This is a genomic window from Streptococcus gingivalis (assembly GCF_035544715.1).
In the GTDB taxonomy this organism is placed as follows: Bacteria; Bacillota; Bacilli; order Lactobacillales; family Streptococcaceae; genus Streptococcus; species Streptococcus gingivalis.
This window is the reverse complement of the sequence record NZ_JAYKTO010000002.1, coordinates 248,737-274,629: the sequence shown is the minus strand read 5'-3', so window position 1 is coordinate 274,629 and position 25,893 is coordinate 248,737. Positions and strand designations below refer to the sequence as shown.

At 36.4% G+C, this 25,893-nt stretch carries 21 protein-coding genes, 5 tRNA genes and 1 rRNA gene; 7 read left to right on the top strand and 20 right to left on the bottom strand.

The window, feature by feature from the left end; all coding sequences use genetic code 11:
• Positions 1-28 precede the first annotated feature (28 nt).
• The 14 genes from SM122_RS07560 to ychF form a co-directional block, all read right to left on the bottom strand.
• Positions 29-101 (bottom strand) — tRNA-Ala (locus SM122_RS07560).
• Positions 102-154: 53 nt separating this feature from the next.
• Positions 155-1,702: ribosomal RNA gene (locus SM122_RS07555) — 16S ribosomal RNA — on the bottom strand.
• Positions 1,703-1,944: 242 nt separating this feature from the next.
• On the bottom strand, positions 1,945-2,424 hold the full coding sequence (locus SM122_RS07550) for a sigma-70 family RNA polymerase sigma factor (protein ID WP_003009261.1): 480 nt from the start codon (positions 2,422-2,424) through the stop codon (positions 1,945-1,947).
• A 154-nt stretch (positions 2,425-2,578) separates the two neighbouring features.
• Positions 2,579-2,650, bottom strand: a tRNA-Glu gene (locus tag SM122_RS07545).
• 91 nt (positions 2,651-2,741) lie between these two features.
• Positions 2,742-4,715: an ATP-dependent zinc metalloprotease FtsH gene (ftsH, locus tag SM122_RS07540; protein WP_324737928.1), complete on the bottom strand. Its 1,974-nt coding sequence runs from the start codon at positions 4,713-4,715 to the stop codon at positions 2,742-2,744.
• Positions 4,716-4,725: 10 nt separating this feature from the next.
• A complete protein-coding gene (gene hpt, locus SM122_RS07535; RefSeq protein ID WP_045760073.1) occupies positions 4,726-5,268 on the bottom strand; it encodes a hypoxanthine phosphoribosyltransferase in 543 nt (180 codons plus the stop codon).
• A gap of 4 nt (positions 5,269-5,272) precedes the next feature.
• Complete coding sequence (gene tilS, locus SM122_RS07530; protein WP_155170344.1) at positions 5,273-6,547, bottom strand: tRNA lysidine(34) synthetase TilS; 1,275 nt, start codon at positions 6,545-6,547, stop codon at positions 5,273-5,275.
• Positions 6,547-7,833 (bottom strand): serine hydrolase, encoded by a 1,287-nt coding sequence (locus SM122_RS07525; protein WP_155170346.1) that lies wholly within the window; start codon positions 7,831-7,833, stop codon positions 6,547-6,549. Before SM122_RS07525 ends, tilS begins: the two co-directional genes overlap by 1 nt.
• On the bottom strand, positions 7,805-7,933 hold the full coding sequence (locus tag SM122_RS07520) for an SP_0009 family protein (RefSeq protein ID WP_003009253.1): 129 nt from the start codon (positions 7,931-7,933) through the stop codon (positions 7,805-7,807). Before SM122_RS07520 ends, SM122_RS07525 begins: the two co-directional genes overlap by 29 nt.
• A gap of 3 nt (positions 7,934-7,936) precedes the next feature.
• Positions 7,937-8,305 (bottom strand): FtsB family cell division protein, encoded by a 369-nt coding sequence (locus SM122_RS07515; RefSeq protein WP_003009251.1) that lies wholly within the window; start codon positions 8,303-8,305, stop codon positions 7,937-7,939.
• The gene (locus SM122_RS07510; RefSeq protein WP_003002258.1) at positions 8,298-8,564 is read right to left on the bottom strand and encodes an RNA-binding S4 domain-containing protein; all 267 of its coding nucleotides are present in this window, start codon (positions 8,562-8,564) and stop codon (positions 8,298-8,300) included. The genes SM122_RS07515 and SM122_RS07510 overlap by 8 nt, the downstream gene beginning before the upstream one ends.
• A gap of 68 nt (positions 8,565-8,632) precedes the next feature.
• Positions 8,633-12,127, bottom strand: a complete 3,495-nt coding sequence (gene mfd, locus SM122_RS07505; RefSeq protein WP_024056450.1) for a transcription-repair coupling factor — start codon at positions 12,125-12,127, stop codon at positions 8,633-8,635.
• Positions 12,128-12,131: 4 nt separating this feature from the next.
• On the bottom strand, positions 12,132-12,701 hold the full coding sequence (gene pth / locus SM122_RS07500; RefSeq protein WP_324737926.1) for an aminoacyl-tRNA hydrolase: 570 nt from the start codon (positions 12,699-12,701) through the stop codon (positions 12,132-12,134).
• Between the two features lie 68 nt (positions 12,702-12,769).
• Positions 12,770-13,885: a redox-regulated ATPase YchF gene (gene ychF, locus SM122_RS07495; RefSeq protein WP_003009244.1), complete on the bottom strand. Its 1,116-nt coding sequence runs from the start codon at positions 13,883-13,885 to the stop codon at positions 12,770-12,772.
• A gap of 177 nt (positions 13,886-14,062) precedes the next feature.
• Between ychF and SM122_RS07490 the strand changes: the two genes are divergently transcribed.
• Entirely contained in the window at positions 14,063-14,560 is a 498-nt protein-coding gene (locus SM122_RS07490; RefSeq protein ID WP_031574824.1) for a DUF1307 domain-containing protein, read from the top strand.
• Between the two features lie 35 nt (positions 14,561-14,595).
• Here the strand turns inward: SM122_RS07490 and SM122_RS07485 are convergent, their stop codons facing one another.
• The 5 genes from SM122_RS07485 to SM122_RS07465 form a co-directional block, all read right to left on the bottom strand.
• Positions 14,596-14,787 (bottom strand): DUF951 domain-containing protein, encoded by a 192-nt coding sequence (locus SM122_RS07485; RefSeq protein WP_003002008.1) that lies wholly within the window; start codon positions 14,785-14,787, stop codon positions 14,596-14,598.
• Positions 14,788-14,799: 12 nt separating this feature from the next.
• Positions 14,800-15,936, bottom strand: a complete 1,137-nt coding sequence (gene dnaN, locus SM122_RS07480; RefSeq protein ID WP_021154169.1) for a DNA polymerase III subunit beta — start codon at positions 15,934-15,936, stop codon at positions 14,800-14,802.
• Positions 15,937-16,095: 159 nt separating this feature from the next.
• Positions 16,096-17,454 (bottom strand): chromosomal replication initiator protein DnaA, encoded by a 1,359-nt coding sequence (dnaA, locus tag SM122_RS07475; protein WP_031574821.1) that lies wholly within the window; start codon positions 17,452-17,454, stop codon positions 16,096-16,098.
• Between the two features lie 267 nt (positions 17,455-17,721).
• Positions 17,722-18,483: a ParB/RepB/Spo0J family partition protein gene (locus SM122_RS07470; protein ID WP_324737925.1), complete on the bottom strand. Its 762-nt coding sequence runs from the start codon at positions 18,481-18,483 to the stop codon at positions 17,722-17,724.
• 71 nt (positions 18,484-18,554) lie between these two features.
• Complete coding sequence (locus tag SM122_RS07465; protein ID WP_324737924.1) at positions 18,555-19,736, bottom strand: S1C family serine protease; 1,182 nt, start codon at positions 19,734-19,736, stop codon at positions 18,555-18,557.
• A 204-nt stretch (positions 19,737-19,940) separates the two neighbouring features.
• Here SM122_RS07465 and rlmH point away from each other — a divergent pair, with 204 nt between their 5' ends.
• From rlmH to SM122_RS07435, 6 genes are all read left to right on the top strand, one after another.
• Positions 19,941-20,420, top strand: coding sequence for a 23S rRNA (pseudouridine(1915)-N(3))-methyltransferase RlmH (gene rlmH, locus SM122_RS07460; protein ID WP_003009233.1), 480 nt, complete (start codon positions 19,941-19,943; stop codon positions 20,418-20,420).
• Between the two features lie 42 nt (positions 20,421-20,462).
• Positions 20,463-20,536: transfer RNA gene (locus SM122_RS07455), tRNA-Arg, on the top strand.
• Positions 20,537-20,883: 347 nt separating this feature from the next.
• On the top strand, positions 20,884-22,224 hold the full coding sequence (locus SM122_RS07450; RefSeq protein WP_195327054.1) for a sensor histidine kinase: 1,341 nt from the start codon (positions 20,884-20,886) through the stop codon (positions 22,222-22,224).
• Entirely contained in the window at positions 22,221-22,979 is a 759-nt protein-coding gene (locus tag SM122_RS07445; RefSeq protein ID WP_003009229.1) for a response regulator transcription factor, read from the top strand. The genes SM122_RS07450 and SM122_RS07445 overlap by 4 nt, the downstream gene beginning before the upstream one ends.
• Positions 22,980-23,029: 50 nt before the next feature.
• Positions 23,030-23,101 (top strand) — tRNA-Glu (locus SM122_RS07440).
• Positions 23,102-23,109: 8 nt separating this feature from the next.
• Positions 23,110-23,183: transfer RNA gene (locus tag SM122_RS07435), tRNA-Asn, on the top strand.
• Positions 23,184-23,284: 101 nt separating this feature from the next.
• Here SM122_RS07435 and SM122_RS07430 read toward each other — a convergent pair.
• On the bottom strand, positions 23,285-25,852 hold the full coding sequence (locus SM122_RS07430; RefSeq protein ID WP_155170350.1) for a YfhO family protein: 2,568 nt from the start codon (positions 25,850-25,852) through the stop codon (positions 23,285-23,287).
• Positions 25,853-25,893: the final 41 nt, after the last annotated feature.

Genomic DNA, 25,893 nt, shown 5'->3' with positions numbered 1-25,893 from the left:
TTCAAACTTAACACTACTAAAGTGTTAATGGAGCCTAGCGGGATCGAACCGCTGACCTCCTGCGTGCAAAGCAGGCGCTCTCCCAGCTGAGCTAAGGCCCCACAAGACCTCTCAAAACTAAACAAGACCAACGTACAGGTTTCCATTTCCTTAGAAAGGAGGTGATCCAGCCGCACCTTCCGATACGGCTACCTTGTTACGACTTCACCCCAATCATCTATCCCACCTTAGGCGGCTGGCTCCAAATGGTTACCTCACCGACTTCGGGTGTTACAAACTCTCGTGGTGTGACGGGCGGTGTGTACAAGGCCCGGGAACGTATTCACCGCGGCGTGCTGATCCGCGATTACTAGCGATTCCGACTTCATGTAGGCGAGTTGCAGCCTACAATCCGAACTGAGACTGGCTTTAAGAGATTAGCTTGCCGTCACCGACTCGCGACTCGTTGTACCAGCCATTGTAGCACGTGTGTAGCCCAGGTCATAAGGGGCATGATGATTTGACGTCATCCCCACCTTCCTCCGGTTTATTACCGGCAGTCTCGCTAGAGTGCCCAACTGAATGATGGCAACTAACAATAGGGGTTGCGCTCGTTGCGGGACTTAACCCAACATCTCACGACACGAGCTGACGACAACCATGCACCACCTGTCACCTCTGTCCCGAAGGAAAACTCTATCTCTAGAGCGGTCAGAGGGATGTCAAGACCTGGTAAGGTTCTTCGCGTTGCTTCGAATTAAACCACATGCTCCACCGCTTGTGCGGGCCCCCGTCAATTCCTTTGAGTTTCAACCTTGCGGTCGTACTCCCCAGGCGGAGTGCTTAATGCGTTAGCTGCGGCACTGAGTCCCGGAAAGGACCCAACACCTAGCACTCATCGTTTACGGCGTGGACTACCAGGGTATCTAATCCTGTTTGCTCCCCACGCTTTCGAGCCTCAGCGTCAGTTACAGACCAGAGAGCCGCTTTCGCCACCGGTGTTCCTCCATATATCTACGCATTTCACCGCTACACATGGAATTCCACTCTCCCCTTCTGCACTCAAGTTAAACAGTTTCCAAAGCGTACTATGGTTAAGCCACAGCCTTTAACTTCAGACTTATCTAACCGCCTGCGCTCGCTTTACGCCCAATAAATCCGGATAACGCTCGGGACCTACGTATTACCGCGGCTGCTGGCACGTAGTTAGCCGTCCCTTTCTGGTAAGTTACCGTCACAGTGTGAACTTTCCACTCTCACACTCGTTCTTCTCTTACAACAGAGCTTTACGATCCGAAAACCTTCTTCACTCACGCGGCGTTGCTCGGTCAGACTTCCGTCCATTGCCGAAGATTCCCTACTGCTGCCTCCCGTAGGAGTCTGGGCCGTGTCTCAGTCCCAGTGTGGCCGATCACCCTCTCAGGTCGGCTATGTATCGTCGCCTTGGTGAGCCGTTACCTCACCAACTAGCTAATACAACGCAGGTCCATCTGGTAGTGGAGCAATTGCCCCTTTCAAGCAAATGTCATGCAACATCTACTGTTATGCGGTATTAGCTATCGTTTCCAATAGTTATCCCCCGCTACCAGGCAGGTTACCTACGCGTTACTCACCCGTTCGCAACTCATCCGCTCGGTGCAAGCACCAAGCTTCAGCGTTCTACTTGCATGTATTAGGCACGCCGCCAGCGTTCATCCTGAGCCAGGATCAAACTCTCATTAAAATAATTGTTTGTCTTAAACTCATTCTGTCACTGACAGATTTATTGTTTTTTATTGTTCAGTTACTACAACTTTCATTGTAGCGCCCTGCACATTGGTTCGTCTTGTTTAGTTTTCAAAGGTCTTTGTCGCTCTCGCGCGACAACTATATTAGTATATCATGACCCACCCTTACTGTCAACACTTTTTTTCAAAATTTTTTATTTTTTTGAAAGTTCATTTATACACTGTCAACTTTCAGTTCTTAAATTGAATTTTTAAAATCCTTTAGATAGTTCTCTAATTTCTTTTTCATTTTTGTTTTTCCTAGACATCTTCTGTTTGCTAGTAATGCTTCATATTGTTCTTTTTCTTTTACTGTTAATTTTTCTTTAAAACGTTTTAATGCATCTCTCAGAACAACCAGCTCATCTAAATATATTTTTCTTGATGAAATTCTGTGACTAATTTCTCCAATTTCAATATATGGAAGTCTATTAATTTTTCTCTTATCACTTTCCTGTTGTCTTATTTTATCTTTAATATGATTTCTAAATTTTGTTTTGAAATATGTATAAAGTAATTCTTCATTTGTTTCAATTTCAGGATTTTTTTGATAAAGTTCAAACAGAGTTAGCTGACCTTCTTGTTCCCAATCATCCTTTTCCCATAATTGAATATAATACTCTTTTTCACATTTTCTTACGATATATTTTACTTTTTGATACATTTTATTAAATTCCATAAGCTCTCCTTTATTTTTATCTGTATTTTATAAAAATAAAGAAGCCCATTGGACTTTTTTTCTATTCTGCACGTTTTTTTAACTATTTGGTTATTATTTTTAACTATTTTGTCCAAATACACAAAAAAACTGCCACCTGGTGACAGTTTATCGATAGTCCGTACGGGATTCGAACCCGTGTTACCGCCGTGAAAAGGCGGTGTCTTAACCCCTTGACCAACGGACCATTTTTACAACATATTCTATTATACAGAATATTTTTACTCTGTCAACACTTTTTTAATAAAAAAAGAAGGAAATATTTTCCTTCTTTTGAATTAGTTATTTTCTTCTAATTTTGACTTAATCTCATCATATGATAGAGGTTTTGCTTCTTCTTCTAATTCATGCTCTGAATTTTCAGGCATTTTTCCTGTTTCATATAATGATTTAATTTGAACACTATCCAAGGTTTCATATTTTAATAGAGCTTCCGCAATTAATTTATGCGTTTCTCTATTTCCTTGAATAATTTCTGCTGCTTTATTACGGGCTTCATTCAACAAACCACGAACTTCTTCATCAATTTCGTAAGCTGTTTGTTCTGAAATCATTTTTTGTGGGCTTTGAGCACCAAACATCGCATGATTTCCTTCATATTGGACCGGTCCAAGTTTTTCACTCATACCATATTCTGTCACCATTGCACGCGCCATTTGGGTAGCTTGTTCAAAGTCATTTGAAGCACCCGTTGTTTGCGAATTGAAAATAATTTCTTCGGCAACACGTCCTCCCATGAGCCCAGCTAATTGTTCTTTCATATCTTCTTTAGAAAGTAACATTTGATCTTCTTTAGGAAGGGCAATCATGTAACCGCCTGCACGACCACGTGGAACAATCGTAACTTTATGAACTACACGAGCATTTGATAAGACCAGACCAACGATTGTATGACCAGCTTCGTGATAAGCAACCATTTCACGTTCTTTTTGTGAAATCGTCCGATCTTTCTTAGATGGACCTGCAATAACACGATCTTCTGCTTCATCGATATCAGCAGCATCAATTACTTTTTTATTTCGACGAGCTGCAACCAAGGCTGCTTCGTTCAAAACATTTTCGAGATCAGCACCGACAAATCCCTGTGTTTGTTGAGCAACCAATTTCAAGTCCACATCTGGAGCGAGTGGTTTGTTCTTAGCATGAACACGAAGAATTGCCTCACGACCTTTCACATCTGGACGTCCAACTAATACTTTACGGTCAAAACGGCCAGGACGAAGAAGGGCAGGGTCAAGGACATCAGAACGGTTAGTTGCTGCGATAACAATGATTCCTTCGTTACCTTCAAAACCATCCATCTCAATCAAGAGCTGGTTGAGGGTTTGTTCACGTTCATCATTTCCACCACCAAGACCTACACCACGTTGGCGCCCAACAGCATCAATTTCATCGATAAAGATAATGGCTGGAGCTGCTTTTTTAGCATCTTCAAAAAGTGAACGAACCCGGCTAGCACCGACTCCGACAAACATTTCAACGAAGTCAGAACCAGAGATACTGAAGAATGGCACTCCAGCTTCACCAGCTACTGCTTTTGCTAAAAGGGTTTTACCAGTTCCGGGAGGGCCTTCAAGAAGCACACCTGCTGGGATTCTTGCACCCAATTTAGTAAAGCGTTTTGGATCTTTTAAAAATTCAACAACTTCAACAAGTTCTTGTTTTTCTTCTTCAGCTCCTGCTACATCTGAAAAACGAACTTTAATATCTTCTTTATTAGCAGCGCGGGCTTTATTACGACCAAAGTTCATTGCACCTCTGGCACCTCCGCCACCGCCTTGGTTCATCATTGAGAAGAAGAAGAACATGACGATAACAAATGGAACAATTGAAGTGAGAATTGTTATCCACATGCCACTTGAACTCTCACGCTTGATGGTGATTTCTGCTTTGTGGTCAGCTGCTAATTTTTGTAATTCATTGACGGTGATATCAGATGGAAGGATGACACTAGTAAAGCGAGATACTTTTTGAACACTTGGGGTAAAAAATTGAATTCCTGTATCATCTTTTGATTCTTTAGCTTTATTATAGGTCCCTGCAATTTCAATCACACTACCATTTGGTTGGTAACTGATCGTTTTTACATTGTCATTTTTAATTTCTTTGACCAATTCTGTGTAGTTGATTTGCTGACTTTGACCAACTCCATTACCCGCAAAAAAGTACTGGAATCCTGTCACAGCCGCTACAATAATCAACAAATACAGAAAAGGATTTCGAACAAAACCGTTATTTTTTCTGTTATTCATCTAGTCTCCTCTATTTTGAGTACACTTCCTCTTTTAATACACCAACATATGGTAGGTTACGATAATTTTCTTCATAGTCTAAACCATATCCGACAACAAACTCATTTGGAATCGTAAAGCAGGTGTAATCTGCTTCGATCTCAACCAAACGTCCTTCAGGTTTATCCAGTAAGGTAGCAATCTTCACAGATGCTGCATTTCGTTCTTCAAAGAGTTCTTTTAGACTCTTGAGGGTTTTACCTGTATCGATAATATCTTCTACAAATAAAATATCTCTACCTGTAATATCCTGATCAATATCCTTGATAATATTAATGATACCTGAGCTTGCTGTACCGCCATGATAACTTGACACCAACATAAAGTCTAATTCAATATGTGTATCCACGTGGTTGATCAACTCTGCCATAAATGGAACAGAACCCTTCAAAATACCAACGAAAATAGGATTTTTTCCTTGATACTCTTTTGTTAGGGTTTCACCCAATTTTTTTGCTGCTTCTACAATTTCATCATGTGAAACCAATACTTTTTTTATATCTTTTTCTAACATGTTTTTACCTATCTATTTTTTGAATATAAAGATTATCTTTCATTATACCACTTTTTGAGGGCTTACTCAAATCACTCGTTACCAATCCCACGACTGAAAGAATATTATGATTCTGTTCTAAAATGAGAGCCTTTTGCCGAAGAGAAATTGGGATTTTATGATTGATAAACCACCGCCTTAATTTTTGATGGTGACCATTAACAAGTAGCTGATCTCCTTCCTCTCGCCTTCTAATTAAGATGGGCGTTTCGCGTGAAACAGAAAGAATTTCCACATTTTTCCCTACTAATGGGTGGCCAAAAGATAATTTATAATTTGCAATCTCAAAGATATTCCCAAATTCTAACAAAAATGGGAGGACTTGGTCATCCGACTTTTGACTGATTTTTTGTATTTCAAAGAAATCATATTCTTGATGTAATTCATAATTCGACTTTAAATAATGAATGCAATTTCTTTTTTTTCGCAGTAAATCTAATAATTCTTGAAACTGGGCCCTACCAAGTTGCAAATCTGGAAATTGTGCCAAATACTCTTCTAATAAGAATGATTGTACAGAATGAGAATACGTTCTAAAAGAAGCTAAATCTTGAATGCTTAACTCGCTAGTCAATTCTTTCAGTGCTTGGTGCCAATGATTCACTTCCTCTGCTAAATAGCGAAGACTTGCTTGCATTTGGGGATTTTCTTTTTCAAATTCTGGAAGGTATTGATGGCGTACACGATTTCGAAAATAGTCCTGTGAGTCATTGCTACTGTCTTCAAAGTGAGGGATTTTCATCAACTCATCTTTGGTAAAAGTTAACAAAGGACGGATTAACTCACCCTTACCAAATGGTTGGCGTACAGGAATACCACTTAAATGGCGTAATTTTGTTCCTCGTATTAAGCGCATGAAAGTTGTTTCGGCTTGATCGTTTGCATGATGACCTGTTACTAAAGCGGTGCAATCCTCTTTCTCCATAATCTGTTTAAAAAAATCATAACGAAAGGTACGAGCTTTTGCTTCTGTAAAATCACCCGAATAGTGAGCCACATGGATACGTGTCTCTCGCCTATCAGCTAGCGTTCGAAGTTCACTTTCTTCTAAATCCGATTCTGGTCTTTGTCCATGATTGACATGAGCGAGTACCAGATGGATTTTCAATCGTTCTTTATTCTTATATAAAAGTTCATACAGATTCATTGAATCCAATCCACCAGATAAGGCAACTAAAACACGGCGATGGGGAGTAAATAGATCTTGTTTTTCACAAAACTCTAAAAATCGCTTTTCCATTATTTCAATACCTCATAGATATCTTTTGAAATATTGGAAATCGTATCATAATTCGAATGATCTGTAAAAATGGCTATTACATAGGGTGAATTTGTATATACAATTGCAACATCATGTCTAAAATCATAGGCATCTCCAATTTTATGAGCAACTTTTACTGGAAGGTCACGCGCAATCCGTTGATCATCATATTTTGTAGAGGAGAGTGCATCAATAATAGGGCCATTTTGTTGATAGACAGCCTCCATGACATTGCCAGCCATTTCAGCGGATGCTTCTCTTTTTTCAACATCCCAATGTTTCTTTGCAATTTTATCCAAAGTTTTTTGGAAGTCTTGATCTGATTGATGAGTGACATAATAATTCAAGATATTATGTCCAACATTATCTGATTCTTTTGCAATTTTATCTACCAACTCTTGAACACTATATTCTTTTCCATCTGGTGTTTTTGAAAGGCTACCACTTCCTTCTGGTTCATAGCCACCTTTGAAATCATTGACTTCTGGAATATATTTGTAGGTTGTAGTTGGAGAAATGGCTTTTTTATTGAGCTGTTCTTGGACGTAGTACAAGTATGGTAATTTCGTTACACTGGCAGAATACATTTCTTTTTGCGGATTGATTCCAGCAGTATTTCCAGTCTCTAATTGTTTTACATAGATTCCATATGAAGGAGAATTGTATTTACTATTTAACAAGTCCTGAACTTTTTCCATTCGATTATCTTTTTCAGTAACGAATGATTTGTTCACCCAGCCCTGACCTTCAATCTCCACAAACTCATCTCGTAAAGTCTTAGCTGTACGTAAGACTGTCACTTTTGTATAAGGAGAAAGAGGTGTATTTTTTTCTTTTGCACCATTTATTAAGGGTCGGTCATACACTTTAAAACCAGGTTTTAGCCACATGTCTTGTTTTTTTTCTTGTGTTTCTTGTACAACATCAGAAAAAATGACAGAAGAATCTGCTAATACATATCCTTTATCTGCTATTTTAAATACAGCTTTCCCTTCATCATTTACAAAGAGTTGTTCGATTGTAAACGATGTGTTGGGAAGAATTTCTCCTTTTGCTTTTTTCAACTGAGGATCAGAAAAAACAGAAATTTTGCGATAGATATTAGGGTTCGCTGGAATTGAAGAAAAATAAAGTTCTGATGGATGAGCTATTGTCTGAGAAGACTCAGACTGCTCGACACTCGCTGCTTGAGATCCAATAAATAAAATTGGAACTAACAATAGGAGCAGAAATCGTTTAGACACCTGTATTCCTTTCCTTTTCATCCTTTTGAAGTTTAATCATTTGGTTTTTCTTTTTTAATTCCTCTAATTTTTCATCCGAAAATTCAAGAAATTGTTTAACTGTTTGTAAGATATTTTCCATCGGTTATTGGGGGAGTAAATCTGGGATGGTATAAACATATTCACCATCTTTTGAAAAAGAATACTTAGCGCGTGCATATTTTGTTGCATAATCATCGTCTTTTAATTTTTTAGCGATGTCTTGTTGGTATTCTTTTTGTTCACTTGTTTCTTTATACTCTTTTTCCAACTGTTTGTATTGTTCTTTTTTATCTTGTAGCGATTGATAGCTCTGGGCTAAATTATAAGTTGGAAGAATAAACAGTAACATGACCAATATCAAAACGAGCCCTAGAAAACGATTGCGTTTTTTTCTTTCTTCTTCTAAAAAACGTTTTCGCTGACTTTCGTCTTTGATATATTTATTGTTCATTTGAACGATATTTTTAGGCATCTTCTTCTATCCTTGTTTCACTAATTATTTCGTACATTTTGGATGCATCTTCTTTTTTTGTACTATCCAACATTTCCAAGACTTTAACCGTCAATACTTTATTTCCAAAACGAACTTCAATTTGATCATTCACTTTCAAATCCGTTGAACTTTTGGCTAATACTCCATTGACTTTGATCCGCCCTTTATCTGCAACTTCCTTTGCAACAGGACGACGCTTAATAATGCGAGAAACTTTTAAATATTTATCTAATCTCATACTGTCACCTCTAACATAGTATTGTATCATTTTTTATACATAAAATGCGAAAAATGAGCTAAGAACTTCTAGTCCTCTTCTTTTTCCTGTTTAATTTCCAATAAGGTTTGACCAAATTGCTTCAGAGCTTCTAAAATTTCAAAATCTTTCTTATTTCGAATATCGAAGATCACTTCAATCAATCCTTTTTCCTCTGCAATCTGTGCCTTTAACTGTGTCATTGACAGAGCTTTGAAATAATCCTGTGTTAAAAACAGTTGTTTGGCAATAGGTTCAAATTTCACTGTCACTTTTTGTTGTTTTCTCTCAACAAGACGGACAAAGACTTGATCCAAGTAAGCTTTCACTAAACCAATTTCAAGTAGGTAGGCCACAACATCTGGGTATTCTCCAAAACGATCGATCAATTCATCTTGCAAATATTCATAGTCCGTCGCAGAATTCATTTCACGAATTTGTTTGTAAATTTCAATTTTTTGACGTTGATCTGAAATATATTCATTAGGTAAATATGCATCTATTTGAAGGTTCAACTCTGCATTGCTCTTTTGCCTACGATGCTCTTGGCCTTGTTTCTTAGCAATAGCTTCTTCTAACAATTGAGAATACATTTCAAAACCAACTGAATCGATGAAACCAGATTGAGAAGCTCCAAGGATATTCCCTGCTCCACGGATCGATAAATCTCGCATAGCAATTTTAAATCCAGACCCCAACTCAGTAAAACCTTTAATAGCTTCTAAACGTTTTTCAGACACTTCTGTAAGAGATTTGTCTGGACGATACATCAAATAGGCATAAGCAATTCGATTGCTTCGTCCCACACGACCTCTTAATTGATAAAGCGTTGAAAGTCCCATATGATCCGCATTTTCAATAAAGAGTGTATTAGCATTTGGAATATCCACACCTGTCTCAATAATGGTTGTCGTCACTAAGACATCGTATTCGCCATTAATGAAATCCAACAGGGTATTTTCCAGGCGAACTTCACTCATCTGGCCATGAACAAAGCCAATCGAAGCCTCTGGAATCAACTCTTTTAATTCAGACACCTTTTGTTCAATTGTATCTACCTTATTGTAAAGATAATAGGCCTGTCCTCCACGATCCATCTCCCGCAACACAGCATCTCGAATAATAGTTGGATTGGTCTCTAGTACAAAAGTTTGCACAGGATATCGATTGGTAGGAGGTGTTTCAATGACAGACAAATCTCTAATTCCTAGCATAGACATATGAAGAGTTCGAGGTATAGGGGTAGCTGTCAAGGTAAGCACATCCACCTTTTTTTTCAATTCTTTCAAGGTTTCTTTGTGCTTCACTCCAAAACGTTGTTCTTCATCTATCACGATTAAGCCTAAGTCTGAAAAAACAACATCTTTGGACAAGAGCCGGTGAGTTCCAATAATAATATCCACTCGTCCTTTTTTCAACTTTTCAAGCGTTTCTTTCTGCTCTGCCTTACTCTGGAAACGACTTAAAACAGCAACTTCTACTGCAAAAGATTCAAAACGCTCCTTAAAATTGGCATAATGTTGTTGGGCAAGAACAGTGGTAGGAACCAGCACTGCTACTTGTTTATGATCATTTACTGCCTTAAAAGCTGCTCGCATAGCGACCTCTGTTTTCCCAAAACCGACGTCTCCAACCAGCAATCGGTCCATCGGACGATTCGATTCCATATCTTTTTTAATTTCTTCAATGGAACGTAATTGGTCATCTGTTTCAATATATGGAAAATCTTGTTCAAAAGCCTCTTGGTTTTCATCATCTTGGGAATAGGCAAAGCCTTCTAATTGACTACGCTCCGCATAAAGTTTTATCAAATCATCCGCAATGTCCTCCACCTGGGTCTGAACCTTTTGCTTCGTTCTTTGGAAACGCCCATCATTTAACTTGTTAATTTTTGGCGTTTTTCCATCACTTGCAACGTATTTGGACAACATCTGAATCTGATCGACAGGAATCGAGATGCGATCTCCATTTTGATATTGAATTGAAACATAATCACGATGGACACCCGAAATTTCAATCGTTTCAATTCCCAAATATTGACCAATACCATGAACTTGGTGAACAACATAGTCCCCTTTTTCCAATTCATTATAATTTTTTAGGCGTTCTGCATTGGAAATATTTTGCCTGCGAATCTTTCGTTTGATCTTTTTCTGATAAATCTCTGATTCTGTAATGTAGACAATTTTTTCATCAACAAATTGAAAACCGTGAGCTAATCCTCCAACGACTAATTGACTAGCTTGAGGAATGATCGTATCCCCATCAATATAATCTAATCGAATCCCATACTCTTCTAAATTTTTATGGAGCTGTTGAAGATTGTGATGAGAAGTTGCTTGGATAATAACTGTATAGTTTGATTTTCGATACCGTTCAATTTCCTCTTTTAGTAAATCAAATTGTCCAAAAAACTCCTGCATGGGATATTGATTGAATTGATACAAATGATCAAACTTCAGATTTCCTAATCCTTTTTGAAAGTTTGAAAAATAAGTTGCAGGCGTATATTTTCGTAATGTTGTACTGGTGTCTGCAAAATACACTTGGCGAGAAGAAGCTCTATTTTTATGTAAATCTTCCGTCAAGAGATTAGCTGTATCTAGTTCAAATCTCGCTATTTGATCTGCTATTTTTTGATAATCATCCAGAAAAACAGGAGTGTGTTTAGGGAGATAATCGAATAGGGTATATTGCTTCTCGTAAAAGAAACTAATAAATTTTCTAAGATCCGGATGAAGTTTCCTTTGAGAAATATCTCCTAAAATTTCTGCTAGATAAGATTTAAATTCTTCATTCGCGCTCTGTTCTTGCAATTGTTCGATTTGCTGCTGACCACGGATGAAATCTTCCTCTTGCAACAATAGATCACTCACTGCCTTCAGTTGAACTTCTTCAACATTTTCAACAGAACGCTGACTTTCTGGGTCAAAGATTCGGATTCCATCAATCTCATCTCCGAAAAATTCAATCCGATAGGGTTGGAGTTGGTCGATCTCAAAGATATCTAAAATATCTCCTCGTAGACTAAACTCTCCCTGTTGCAAAACTTGGCTCACCTTTTGGTAGCCAATCTTCTGTAATGTTTCACTCAGAGTAGTTAAGTCTATTTCTTGATCGACCTTCAATTGAAAAATGCTAGATGCAAAAACTTTAGGAGAAGGTAATAGTAGTTTTATACCACTCACATTGGTCACAAGGATGCCTTGACGATCCTCTTGACATAAAAAGTTCAAAGCCTCTAATCGTGAAAATTGCCTTTCTTGTGAAGCAAAAACAAATTCTGCTAAAGGGTTATCATCTCCCAAAAATGTATGGACTTTCTCTTCTCCAAGTAAAGCAATAAAATCACTAGCCAATCGTTCTGCTTCGTTATAACTGGAAGTAATGAGGACTGCTTTTTCAATAGAATCAAAGGCTGAAGCCATTACAATAGCCTTTGTGGTCGCAGACAATCCTAAGATCAATTCCCTATTATTTTTTTGCAAACCTTGTTGCCAGGATAGAAGGTTGGAGTTTTGACTCACTAAATCAATTACATTCATCTATTTACCCGTTGTATTTCTGCATGCTTCTTTCAAAATTTTCTTCTACCAAGTAATCGTTAACCGCTTCTTCTACTCGATCAATTGTTTGTAGAATAGTGATGTAATCGTCTTTATCAAATTTTCCTAAGACATGATGAACAACTGACATGCCCTGCTTAGGTCTTCCAATTCCAATCTTAATTCGATAAAAAGTCTGAGTTCCAATATGATTGATAATCGATTTGATTCCGTTATGACCTCCAGCTGATCCTTTCGCTCGAAGACGAATCTTACCAACTTCCATATCTAAATCATCGTAAATAACCAAAAGATCTTCAATATCCAGACCATAATAAGTCAGAAGGGCATAGACTGCTTTTCCACTCTCATTCATGAAAGTGGTCGGCTTTACAAAATAGACCTTTTCTCCATTCAAAAATGTTGAGGCGATATCAGCTTGAAAAATCTTATCATGGGAGAAAGTAAGATTTAAAGACTTTGCCATTTGATCAACTAACATAAAGCCTACATTGTGTTTGGTTTCAAAATACTTATCACCTGGATTTCCCAATCCAACAATTAATTTCGTCATCTCTTTCCTTTCAAAACACTAAAAGGGTTGGAAATATTTTTTCCAACCTTTACATCTTTTTAACTCTCTTATACATTAAAACGGAATTCCATGATGTCCCCGTCTTGGACAACATATTCTTTTCCTTCTTCGCGCAAGCGTCCTGCTTCTTTTACAGCCTTTTCAGAACCGTATTTAACCAAATCATCATAGGACATGGTCACGGCACGAATAAATCCTTTTTCAAAATCAGAGTGGATGATTCCAGCAGCTTGAGGAGCTTTCATGCCACGTTTGAAGGTCCAAGCACGTACTTCTTTTTCACCAGCTGTGAAATAAGTGCCAAGTCCCAACAAGTGATAAGCTGCACGCGTGAGTTTATCAACTCCAGACTCTGTTAGGCCAATCGCCTCTAAAAATTCTTGTTTATCTGCATCATCTAGCTCAGAAATTTCTTCCTCAGCACGCGCAGAAATCACCACGACTTCCGCATTCTCTGTTGCCGCAAAGTCACGAATTTGCTTCACATAGTCAATAGAATCTGGATCTGCAACAACATCTTCATCCACATTGGCTACATAAAGAACTGGTTTGGTAGTCAAAAGGAAAAGTCCTTTCACCACTTTTTGTTCTTCCTCAGTGAATTCAATGGTCCGAGCTGATTTACCATCTTCAAGAACTGGTTTGATTTTTTGTAGAACATTAAATTCCGCAACAGAATCCTTATCTTTTTGTGTACGAGCGATTTTTTCTACACGCGCATATCGTTTATTGACAGACTCTAAGTCAGCTAAAATTAATTCTAAATTGATGGTATCAATATCTGCTAGTGGATCAACAAAGGCATCTTCACGACCTTGCTCCCGCATGACATTTTCATCATCAAAAGCACGCACTACATGGACAATGGCATCTACTTCACGGATGTTGGCCAAGAATTTATTACCAAGTCCTTCCCCTTTAGAAGCTCCTTTCACAATCCCAGCAATATCTGTAAATTCAAAAGTAGTCGGAACTGTCTTCTTAGGAGTAATCATTTCCGTCAATTTTTGGAGGCGTTCATCTGGAACTTCTACCATCCCGACGTTTGGATCAATGGTCGCAAAGGGATAGTTTGCGGCCTCTGCTCCTGCTTTTGTAATTGCGTTAAATAGGGTTGATTTACCAACGTTTGGTAAGCCAACGATACCTGCTGTTAATGCCATTTTTCTTTTTCTCCGTTCAAATTTCAATCTCTTTTATTATAACATAATTCAAAAGACAAGTGATGAAAAATGAAATATTTCATCACCTTTGAAACTAGATTTTTTCATCAAACTGTAACGTTCTAAAAAGATAAAAATGGTATACTATATTTAACAATGAACAAAGGAGTTTTTCAGATGAAAAAACAAACATGGAAATCTATTTTTCTTTCTTTAATCGCTATCTTCACTCTCTTTCTTCTTGGAGCTTGTGGACAACAATCTGTTCAAAAATCCTATCTTCAGGCAATCAACCAAGAAAAGAAAACAGATGTTCGTATTACACTAGAACATAAAGGTGATAAAGCGATCAGTAACCAAACCACCACTACTATTTATTACAAAGAGGCGGGAGTTACGAAAGATCAATTAAAGGAAATGATCGATAAATATGATGAAGAATACAAAGATGTCAAAGGATTCACACATTCTGCTGAATATAAAGATGATTATATGGTTGAAAAAACAACACTAAATTATGAAAAGGCAGACTTAGATCAGCTAATTGAAAAGAAATTAGTAACGACACAAAAAGATAAAAAAGTCGACTATATCAGCTTCAAATCAACTTTTGATATGATGAAACAGGGTGGTTTCAAAGAAGTTAAAAATGGAAAATTTGAAGAATTAAAATAATCGAAAAGGTTCGGTCACATAAGTGACTGAACCTTTTATAGTACTTTCTTCATTTTCTGTTCAAAATCATGGCGACTCATCATGACCACATGATCACAATTGCTACACTTGATTTTTATGTCTGCACCAAGTCGCGTAATTTCCCAACGATTTGCCTTCTTGCCTGTTTCTTTAATCACACAAGCGTGAGGCTTTTTCATTTCTACAAAATCACCTAACGTATACATGATTCACCTTTGTTAATTTGTGCGAACTGGCGTAATCAATTGAATGAACCCTTGTTCATTTCCTTCTGGAACCAATGTAAACGGTCTAACAGAAGAAATAAAACGAATAACAACTTGTTCACTGTCAATAGCTTTGAGCGCTTCAATCAAATAAGTTGGATTAAAGCTAATAGACAAATCCTCTCCTGAAACGGCGCTCGTATCGATCTCTTCATTTACTCGCCCAACTTCTGGTGAATGAACGTGAGAAGAAACCACTCCATTTTTGAACTCTAATTTAACCGTTCCGTTTTGAGTCGCATTTGAAAGAAGACGAGCACGCTCCATTGCAAATCGAAGGTTGGCCACATTGAAGGTTGCCTCTGTATTGAATTCTGTTGGAATGAGACGGTCTGTATCAGGATAATTTCCTTCTAGCAAACGGGTATAAAAACTAATGTGTTCACTTCTAAATAGGATTTGATTGTTAGCAAAGAAAACTTCAACTGTTTCAATATCATCAGAAAAGACAGAGGTGAATTCACGAAGAGAGCGACTTGGGATGACAACATCAAAGTTGTCTCCATTTTTCTCCAGTGTAATCACTTTTTGACTCATACGGTGAGAGTCTGTTGCTACTGTTTTTAGCTCTTTATTATCCGATAGAACAAAGTGAACACCTGTCAAAATTGGCCGACTTTCTTGTACACTTGCTGCAAATGCTGTTTCATTAATTAATTGTTTTAATAATTTTGTTTCCAAAACTAATGGATTACTTGCAGCAATTTCTTGAATACGTGGATATTGATCTGCATCTTTTCCTTTAAGTGTAATTTCTGATTTTCCACTTGTTAAAAGAACCTGTTTTTGTTCAATCTCTTTAAAATCTAAAGTAACATCTGGTAAACTTGAAACCACATTAATAAAGAAAGTTGCTTCCAATAAAATAGAACCTGGGGAGGTCACTAGTAAACCAGCATTTTCGTCTTTGATAGAAATAAAGTTTTCGATTGAAATTTGGCCATTCGATCCTGATAAGGCAACTCCTTCTGGAGTGACATCAATTTTAATCGTGGAAAGGATTGGAATAGCATTTTTTGAACTGATCGCTCTTTTGGTAGTATTTAGTGCTTGTAAAAATAAAGTTTTGTTAATAGAAAAATTTATCATGGTCATTCCTTTTATTTATTTTATGATTAGTAAGTTAATAGTAATAGTAGGTTGTGTGGAAGTTGTGGAAAAGTCTCAGAATCCTATCTATGACTTAAAAAGTTACTTGTTTAAAAATTGTGCATAACCCTTAGAAGTTTAGAGGAAGTTATCCACAGATTAATTTAACTTTTTCTTGATACTTTGAATTTCGAGTCGTAGATTATCATCTGTGTCGACCATACTTTTAATTTTTTCATAAGCATGAATGACAGTCGTGTGGTCTTTTCCACCGAATTCTTTTCCGATTCGAGGAAGTGAGTTGTCCGTCATCTCTCTTGAAAGATACATGGCCACTTGTCGTGCTAGGACAATATTCTGAACTCTTCGAGAACCTTTGATTTCTTTTACACTGACTCCATAAAAGGCTCCAACTGCTTCCTGAATTTTTTCAATGGGGATGACAAGCGTCTTGCTATTATCGTTTTTACGAGCTCGAATAGCTTCAGCTGCAACATCGATCGTAATTTCTTTTAGTTTTTTCACCTTCGCCATTAAAGAAATATCATTTAAGGCACCTTCTAAGTCTCGGACATTTGAATCAAACTGACCTGCTAGATATTCCAGTGTGTCATTAGGAAAAATATAGTCTAGATCTTCAATTTTATTCCGTAAGATGGCAATCCGAGTTTCAAAATCAGGTGGTGTTATATTTTGCGTTAGTCCCCATTTGAAACGAGTAACCAGCCGCTCTTCAAGACTATCTAAATGATCCGGACTTCGATCGCTTGTTAGAACAATCTGTTTGTTGTCGCTATGGAGGGCATTAAAGGTATTAAAGAATTCCTCTTGAGTCGTGACTTTTTTCCCGCCGAGTGACTGGATATCATCGATCAGTAAGAGATCAAGACTTCGATAGGTATTCTTGAACGTCTTCATTTCTCCTAATCGAAGGTGTTCTAAAAATTCATTAATAAAGGTTTCTGCTGGAACATACTTAACCCGTGCATTTGGAATATTTTCTAGGATTTGATTTCCAATTGCGTTCAATAGGTGAGTCTTTCCAAGCCCTGGTCCACCATAGATAAAGAGAGGGTTGTAAGTTGTTGCAAGATTTTCAGAAACTGCAAGCGCTGCTGCTTTCGCCCAAATATTTCCATCCCCTTGCACAAAATTATCAAAGGTGTACTTTGATTTCAGACCTGTATCAATTTTAGGCAACGGTTCGGTTGTTAAGCTACCTGAAGATAATCTCCTATTCTCACCGCTATGACTACTAGGAATTTCTTCGGTATCTTCAAAAACGAAATGAAACTTCAAATCTGTATTGTAGACTTCAAAGCTGGCTGTGATCAAAGCATTTTTTAGATTTGTTTCCCAAAATAATTCTTTATAATTTCCATCAAGATAAATGGTTGCCGTCTCTCCATCGATTTTGACTAATTTTGAATCGGCGACAAAAAAATCATAGGCACTATCTTTTAGTTGTAATTGGGCTAATTCTAAAAAACGAGACCAAAATTGCTCTTCTTGTGACACTATCAGACTTCCCTCCTTTTCTTGAATTGTATCAAATCATACGTACTCCTATTCTACCACAAACAAAAATAGTTTTCCACAGGCTAAATTTCATGAAATTAAATTATAGTTTTAAACTTTTCCACAAGTTGTGGATTTAAATTCACATTGTTTTTAAAAGTTATCCACAAAGTGGGGATAACTAGAGAACATCCTTATTTTTCTGCTATTTACAAAAGATTTTTATGGTGGAAAAGCTTGTCAATACAAAAAATAAAAATAACAGCCTTATTTAAGGCTGTTGATAATTCGTTGATATTCATCAAGACTGGAAAAAGAAATTTGGATAGTTCCTTTATTTTGAGAAGAGGAGTGTATCGTCACATCTGTTCCTAATATTTTTTTCAATCGTTGTTCCTCTTCTAGTAGGAAGCTCTCTTTTGCTTTTTGTTTTTTCTGTTTTCTTTTTGAACTAATCTTGTTTTCTAATGTTCGAACATTTAAATGATCCTGTTTGATTCGCTCCAACCAAAAGCGCTGCTCTTCTTCATCAAGAGGAACAAGAACACGCGCGTGAGCCGAAGAAATATCATTTTGAATGACTGCTTCTTGAACAGAGGGAGCTAGTTGTAACAAGCGAAGCATATTGCTGATATAGGGTCTAGATTTCCCCATAAATTGAGCGATTTGGTCGTGCTTATAGCCATGATCAACGAGCTTCTGGTAGGAGATAGCTTCTTCAATTGGATTGAGATCTTCTCGTTGAAGATTTTCAATAATGGCTTGTCGCATCATTTCTTGATCCGTTAACTCTTTAATAATCGCAGGAACAAGCTCTAATCCAGCAATTTTTGAAGCTCTAAAACGTCTTTCACCTGCAAGCAATTCAAAACCAATTATTGGAGATTTTCTGACAATAATGGGTTGAATTAAGCCATTTTCTTTGATTGACTGAGCCAGTTCTTCTAATTTTTCTTGATCAAATACTTTTCTTGGTTGGAAAGGATTGGTTCGAATGTCCTTTACCGCTATTTTTTCTAATTTTTCCATCTTATGAATAGAATAACACACCTTTACAAATTCGTAAAGGTGTGTTTACAAGTATGTCAAGAAAGTGAAAGTTAATCGCTCAGATCCTCAGTTGATTTTGTCAACTTGATAGAAGTTGTTTGTTGTTTTCCATCACGATAGAATGTGACCTTGATCGTATCATTGATTTGGTGAGAATAGAGGGCGGATTGTAAATCTGCCGTTGACTCGATATCTGTATCATCGATCTTTGTGATGACATCATAACGTTGCAATTTATCTGAAGCAGGCATATTTTCAAGTGTTGAACGAACCAGTACTCCTCCAGAGATTTTTTCAGGAAGTTTTAATTGGCTTAAATCAGAAGTTGAAAGGTTGGATAAATCCATCATTTGGATTCCAAGAGCTGGTCGAACTACTTTTCCTTTTTCTTCTAGCTGCTTGATAATATTGACAACATCATTTGCAGGAATTGCAAATCCCATTCCTTCTACTGAAGTTTGTCCGTTATTTGAAATTTTACTTGAGGTAATCCCGATGACTTGTCCTTGAATATTGATTAATGGACCTCCAGAGTTTCCTGGGTTGATGGCTGCGTCTGTTTGTAAGGCGCGTGTAGAGATATTTTGTCCATTATCGGCTTTCAATTTCACATTGCGGCCTTGGCTGGAAATAATCCCTTGGGTAACAGAATTAGCATAATCTGTTCCAAGAGGGCTACCAATTGCAATTGCAGTCTCACCGACCGTTAATTGGTTTGAATCTCCGAATTCAGCTACTGCCTTTGCTTTATCTGCACTAATGCGAACGACTGCAATATCAGAATAGACATCTGACCCAACTACTTCTCCGGGGACTTTATTCCCATCTGCTAAAAGAATATCTACTTTTTTAGCACCATTGATCACATGGGTATTGGTAACAAGGTAGGCATATTTTCCTTCTTTTTTATAAATGACCCCAGAACCTTCACTAGAAATTTGTGAGTCTGAATTGTCTTCTTTTTCAAACAATCCTTGATTCGAAGAATCAGAGTAAGTAATTACAGAAACAACAGCATTTTTCACCTTATCGACGGCCTCACTAGTTGAGGTTGTATTTTTATAGGCTGTTTTAACAGTGGTTGAGTGGACTTGTTTACTTTCAGTATTGGAAGTAGAAGAGTGAGATGTTTGTAAGGTTAAAAAAGTTCCAAGAATTCCACCTAGTAAACCCACAACAAAAATGAGGGCTATGTTCACAACTTTTTTCAGTAAATTAGATGAAGATTTCATATTTTCCTCCTAAGGCTATCAAATTGTCTAGAGTATAGACAAACTTTCTTAATTATAACTTAAATAATTAAAGTTATCCACAAATTGTGGATAACTTGTAACATTTAGTTAAGAAATGGCTATAAAAAAAACTTTATCGAATAGGTTTTCTTTCTATAGCTGTGGATTATTTGTGGAATTTAAGAATTATGCTACAATAGGGGAATGAAAATTAAATTGATAACCGTTGGAAAATTAAAAGAAAAATACCTAAAAGATGGGATCGCGGAGTATATTAAAAGGCTTGGTCGATTTGCAAAAGTAGAACAGGTTGAGTTAGTTGATGAAAAAACTCCAGATCGTGCTAGTCAACTCGAAAATCAACAAATTCTTGAAAAAGAGGGGGAACGAATTCTCTCTAAAATTTCAGATAAGGAATATGTGATTGTACTGGCCATTGAAGGAAAACAATTTCCTTCAGAGAAATTTAGTCAAACGATCGACCAGATTATGACATCTGGTTATTCAAACCTTACTTTTGTTATTGGAGGCAGTCTTGGTCTTTCTCCTGAAGTGAAAAAAAGAGGAAATCTATTAATGAGCTTTGGTCAATTAACTCTTCCTCATCAGTTGATGAAATTAGTGTTGGTGGAACAAATCTATCGTGCTTTCATGATTCAACAGGGGAGTCCTTACCATAAATAACCTTGACGCTCCTTCCTTTTTCTGCTAAAATGAAGTAAGTTCGGTCTCATAGCTCAGCTGGATAGAGCATTCGCCTTCTAAGCGAACGGTCGCAGGTTCGAATCCTGCTGGGATCAAATGAAAGATGCAGCTTCCGCTGTATCTTTTTTTTGTGTGAAAATGTATAAATTTTCATTATCTGTTAATTTTTGTATACTTCACTATAGACAAATAGTAATGGAATGATTTATTAGGAATTTTTTGAAAAATAACTAATAATCCCTATATAGTGCAAAGTGTCGATTATATAAATTGTGTAAAATAGTTTTCAATCATGTAACAAAAACATTAAAAAGATTACAATTTTATCGTTTCCCTTTAATTTTAGGCTATTTTATATTATAATTTTTTGTATATAAAATTTTATTTTTATTATAATAATACTAAAGTATAATAAAATAGAAAATAAAGTGGGAGAGTTTGTGTGATTCAGTCATTAGTCTTGTCTTTTCTCTTGGGAGGGATCATTGTTCTGACGTTTGCATTAGTGGACGAAAAAATCTATCAGGAACATCAATTTGCATTTATCTTTCTGCTGAGCACCTTTGTTCTTCTTTTTGAAAGTCTCTTAGTATTTTTAGATGTGACTTTATTTTCAAATATTCGACTCTCTGATTTAAATATGCTCTTATGGCCGGTTTATTTATATCCTTATTATCATTATGCCAATCGGACGAATCGCTTGTGCGCCATTTTTTATTCTTTTTTTACTTATTTAGCGGTTGAAGGAACAGCAACTTTTCTGACGATAATTGTCTCTTCAGTGTTGGGGGATGCTTTTGTAGCAACTCACTCGATTGTTTACAATATGTGCATTCGTTTGGTTTCTTTAGTGATCATCTTGAAGTTAATTGACTTATTTGAATTTGATTTTACTCCATTTTATGAGAAAGAATTTGAAAAATATTTAAAGAGACTTATCTGTGTCTATTTCGCCATATTTGTAGTGATTAATTTTGCTTTATGGATTAGTGAGCAAGCGCAATATAAAAATTTTGGGAGTATGTTGGCAACGATTTGTTTTTTCTCTTTTGTAGTCAGCTTATTTCATATGAAAATCGAGCGAGATCAGTATCGTAAAAATTTAGAACTGGAGTATAAAGAATTTTCTGAGCAACAAATGAGTCGGTATATGGCTGAAATTCAAAGCCTCTATTCTATTGTTAGGGGATTTCGTCACGATTTGGGAAATTTGGTGATTTCTATGTCATTAGCTATTAAGGAAGAAAATATTCCAGAAATACAGAGAATCCATAGAGAAGTATTGGAAAAAGGTTATAAAGAGATAAACACAGAAGAATTATCAGGATTCAACTTGGTCAATATCAAAGATTCTGCTTTACGAAGTATTTTGATTCGAGGCTGGTTGGATGCAAGAGATGCTGGGGTAGAAATGACCTTTGAAACAAGTGAACCAATTGAGCAACTACCAGTTGATTTATTAGATATCGTAAGAATTGTTGGAATTCTGGTGACAAATGCTTTGGAAGCTTCAAAAGAAGCGGAAGAAAAGAAAGTTCATGTTGCTATTTTTTCTATTTCAAAAATTGTTTACTTAGTGATTCATAATACAACAAATGAAATCACTTTTGATATCAAGAAAATATATGAAGAAGGCTATTCAACAAAAGGAGAAAATAGAGGACTAGGATTAAATAATGTGAGAAAAATCTTAGCAAATTATGGAACGATGTTTTTAGAAACAGAATTGCAAGAAAATCGTTTTTTACAAGTTTTGAAGATTGGAGGATACGAACAAGAATGAAGATTTTTTTATTAGAAGATGAGCTCTCTCAACAGATACGGGTAGAAAAACATATTGCAGAAATTGCTAAGGAATTAGAAATTAAACTTGAAGTGATTTCTACCGGTAAAATTTCGGAATTTGAAAATTATATCCAACATTCGGATATCCACCAATTATATTTTCTAGATATTCATATCCAAGACAATGAGTATTGTGGGCTGGAAATTGCTCAAAAAATACGAGAAGCAAATCCTTATGCCATTATTGTTTTTATTACTACAAAATCAGAATTCGCTTCGATTACCTATCGTTATAAAGTATCTGCCTTAGATTTTATTGATAAAAATTTGAATGAAGATTTATTTAGATTAAAAATCAAGGAGTGTATTGAGTACCTAACAACTATTCAAATTGGAAATGATGATTTGACAGATTATTTTGAGTATGACTTTAAGGATAAAAAGATAAAAATTCCATTTAAGGATATTCTTTATATTGAAACTGTTGGTTCGGCTTATAAATTAAACTTAGTTGGGAAAAATTTTCAAAAAGAAATTGCGGGAAGTTTATCAGATGTCTTGGAGAAAGATGTGGAGGAGAGATATTTCAGTCCCCATCAATCTTTTATCGTGAATAGAAGTATGATCATTGGAATGGATAAGAAAAAGAAACAGCTGCTGTTGAAAGAAGGGTATTCTTGTCCAATCTCAAGAAGCAATATCAAACGTGCCAAAAAATTAATTGAAGAGCAAAATTTAGAATTTAGTGCTTGACAATTAGTTAAATTTTGATATAATGGGATATGTTCTGTTAATGAATATATGGTCCGTTGGTCAAGGGGTTAAGACACCGCCTTTTCACGGCGGTAACACGGGTTCGAATCCCGTACGGACTATATCTCATTCCGCCATAGCTCAGTTGGTAGTAGCGCATGACTGTTAATCATGATGTCGTAGGTTCGAGTCCTACTGGCGGAGCTAGTATAGCACCCATTTGGGTGTTTTTTTTTTGTTTTGAAAAAGGCTAGGATAATGACTATCCTAGCCTTTTATTTATAAGTGAACGATGGTTAGATTCCTTAACTTTTTCGTCTTTTTATTTGTCTCCATTCGTAGAGGAAGAAGAGAATGATTCCAATGAAAAAGGCAATGAGTCCTTCAATGAAGCCTTGGGGAACAAATGTTAAGGTGACTGTTCCGGATCCTTTTGAAACACGAACTCCCATCAATCCTTTCTGGATGCGATGAATTTGGATAGGCTTTCCATTTTGTTTAGCTGACCAGCCTTTATCATAAGGGAGTGTAAAAATAAGGGTAGTGTCTCTATTTGCGTTATAGGCTGCTACCAATTTGTTTTTCTTTTTGTAAATAGCAACTTCTTGCTGACGAATACTAGCGATAGCTTGTGTGTATTGGTCAAGATCCAGAGCAAAAAATTCTGGTGTATCAAAGGAGACTGTCGAATTTTCTGGAAAACTCATACGAATAGTAACTGTTTCTTCTGTGTCAAAATGGCCAATTGAAAAGAATGGAAAGGCATTATCAATGGTATAGCGTTGGGTCTGTCCATTGTAGCTGATTTCAATATCTTTCCGATCATCGTTTGAAAATTGTAAATTTGGAACATTGACATATAGTTGGCTATGGGTAGGAACCGTTACTTCATATTGAATACTTGCGTAGGAAAGATGACTATCTTCTTCAATTTTTGCAGTTTGCAACGAAGATGTAGTATTTTGTGAAGTAGGCGAGAGAATATTTAATTTCTTATAAAATTTATATTTTTCATCCGTGATTTGATGGATGAATCGTGTCTGATTATCCAGTGTCAAATTCGTAAAGGAAGTATTTTTATAAGGTTTTGCTGACAGAAAGGCGATTGGTAAGGCATATTCGTTTTCTGAAAGTGAGACTCCATTTTTGGTTGCAATCTCTTTAAATCCAAATTTTTGAACAGGTTGTTGGCTTAAATTATAGCGAACACCAAATAGACTATCCATTAAAATAGAATTGTTTTGGTATCGAAGATTGAGGTTAGTTCCTTCAGATTTAAATCCTAGTTTGTCCAATGTCGAGCTAGCATCCGTATTTCGTACAGATGAAAATTGAGAAATTCCATTATAACCATACTTCATGCTATCATTGCCCGTTTGTGGATGTAGAATCTCAGTCCGATAATTTGAGTCTGTCTTCTCTCTTACTAAGGATTGGATGGCTTTTAAGTCGCGTTCGTAGGATGATCGAGAAGCAAAGACCCATTCATTCGCAATTCCTTCCATTTGATAATAACTATTTACCGATAATTCAAAAATGGAGAAAAAAAGGATCGAAAGATAGAAAAGTCTAGGCGGTATCTTTTTTAGGATAAATCCTAAACAGACCAAATAGAAAGCAATTAAAAATTCAAAAGTAACAATAAAATTGACAGCATCTAAAAATTTATAGTGACTGCTGTAAAGGACAGTTGCTCCAAATCCTAGAATAAGGAGGAAATTAGCAAGACTAAAACGAATCCAAGTGATCTCCTCTATTCGATTTAGTACTTCTCCTGCCATCAGAATAATCGTCAAAGAAAAGATCCAAGAGTATCGATGAAGAAACATATTTGGCGCGTGCATACCTTGCCAAAGGAGATCTAATAATTGAAAACGAAAACTCAAAATAAGAATGGTCAAGAGTATAAAGTAAGAAAGTTTCACGTGAAACTTGATCGACTTTACAAAGAAAAAGGTAATCGCTAAAAGAAGTGGAAATAATCCCACGTAGATCATTGGAATTGATCCATATTTAGTAGTGTCAAAACTTCCAATGAAATTTTTTGCAAATACGTCAAGATACCAACTTTTTTCTGTAAAGATACTGTCAACATTTGAAAAACTTTCTCCATGAGTGCGTAAATCTAAGAAGGTTGGATATAACATCACAAGGCTTGTTATAACTGATAAAAGAGATACAATCACAAAATGAAAGAAGCGTTTTCCAATTCCTTTGATGTCCCATGACAGTTGTGTCAAGTACCATAAAATAAGAAAAATAGACATCATAAACCCAAAATAATAATTTTGGATAAACAAGCTGGTTAAGCTGATAAAGTAGAGAATCTCTCCCTCATTGTAAATGAGTTTTTTGAATCCATAAAGAATTAATGGTGCTAGGATAAAAACATCTAGCCAAGTTTTGATTTCAATTTGGCTGATAGCAAAACTCATAAGAGCAAATGAGGTTGAAAGGGTAAGAACCAGGGATCTAGGAATTTTAGAAAACATTCCATGTAAACTAATATAAGTGCTTAACCCAATAGCTCCAAATTTAAGAAGAGTGATGAGGTAAACAGCATCCGGCATGGATTGTGCATTAAAGAAGTAGACAAGAGGAGAAAAGAAACTTCCTAGATAATAGCTACTGAGTGCATAGAAATTAATACCTAATCCACTTTGAAAACTGTAAAATAGGCTGTCTGTCCCGTGTAAAATATTTCGAAGTGTGGTATCAAAAATGACATACTGATGATAACCATCTCCTAATAAGGGGGATGTATCACTGTTCCAGTAGATTCCTTGTGAGAGGTAAATAAAGAACATCATGATAGCTGGAATCAGGAAAGAAGATACTATAAAAAGGGATGTTTTTAGCTTTGTTTTATTCATATATTTCTACTGAAAGAGCCTGAAATAATGATTTCAGGGCT

What these genes read in the sequence shown, in the direction of transcription:
- SM122_RS07550 (WP_003009261.1), bottom strand. Translation starts at nt 2,424, where the DNA reads ATGGAATTTAATAAAATGTATCAAAAAGTAAAATATATCGTAAGAAAA.
- ftsH (WP_324737928.1), bottom strand. Translation starts at nt 4,715, where the DNA reads ATGAATAACAGAAAAAATAACGGTTTTGTTCGAAATCCTTTTCTGTAT.
- hpt (WP_045760073.1), bottom strand. Translation starts at nt 5,268, where the DNA reads ATGTTAGAAAAAGATATAAAAAAAGTATTGGTTTCACATGATGAAATT.
- tilS (WP_155170344.1), bottom strand. Translation starts at nt 6,547, where the DNA reads ATGGAAAAGCGATTTTTAGAGTTTTGTGAAAAACAAGATCTATTTACT.
- SM122_RS07525 (WP_155170346.1), bottom strand. Translation starts at nt 7,833, where the DNA reads ATGAAAAGGAAAGGAATACAGGTGTCTAAACGATTTCTGCTCCTATTG.
- SM122_RS07520 (WP_003009253.1), bottom strand. Translation starts at nt 7,933, where the DNA reads ATGGAAAATATCTTACAAACAGTTAAACAATTTCTTGAATTTTCGGAT.
- SM122_RS07515 (WP_003009251.1), bottom strand. Translation starts at nt 8,305, where the DNA reads ATGCCTAAAAATATCGTTCAAATGAACAATAAATATATCAAAGACGAA.
- SM122_RS07510 (WP_003002258.1), bottom strand. Translation starts at nt 8,564, where the DNA reads ATGAGATTAGATAAATATTTAAAAGTTTCTCGCATTATTAAGCGTCGT.
- mfd (WP_024056450.1), bottom strand. Translation starts at nt 12,127, where the DNA reads ATGAATGTAATTGATTTAGTGAGTCAAAACTCCAACCTTCTATCCTGG.
- pth (WP_324737926.1), bottom strand. Translation starts at nt 12,701, where the DNA reads ATGACGAAATTAATTGTTGGATTGGGAAATCCAGGTGATAAGTATTTT.
- ychF (WP_003009244.1), bottom strand. Translation starts at nt 13,885, where the DNA reads ATGGCATTAACAGCAGGTATCGTTGGCTTACCAAACGTTGGTAAATCA.
- SM122_RS07490 (WP_031574824.1), top strand. Translation starts at nt 14,063, where the DNA reads ATGAAAAAACAAACATGGAAATCTATTTTTCTTTCTTTAATCGCTATC.
- SM122_RS07485 (WP_003002008.1), bottom strand. Translation starts at nt 14,787, where the DNA reads ATGTATACGTTAGGTGATTTTGTAGAAATGAAAAAGCCTCACGCTTGT.
- dnaN (WP_021154169.1), bottom strand. Translation starts at nt 15,936, where the DNA reads ATGATAAATTTTTCTATTAACAAAACTTTATTTTTACAAGCACTAAAT.
- SM122_RS07470 (WP_324737925.1), bottom strand. Translation starts at nt 18,483, where the DNA reads ATGGAAAAATTAGAAAAAATAGCGGTAAAGGACATTCGAACCAATCCT.
- SM122_RS07465 (WP_324737924.1), bottom strand. Translation starts at nt 19,736, where the DNA reads ATGAAATCTTCATCTAATTTACTGAAAAAAGTTGTGAACATAGCCCTC.
- rlmH (WP_003009233.1), top strand. Translation starts at nt 19,941, where the DNA reads ATGAAAATTAAATTGATAACCGTTGGAAAATTAAAAGAAAAATACCTA.
- SM122_RS07445 (WP_003009229.1), top strand. Translation starts at nt 22,221, where the DNA reads ATGAAGATTTTTTTATTAGAAGATGAGCTCTCTCAACAGATACGGGTA.
- SM122_RS07430 (WP_155170350.1), bottom strand. Translation starts at nt 25,852, where the DNA reads ATGAATAAAACAAAGCTAAAAACATCCCTTTTTATAGTATCTTCTTTC.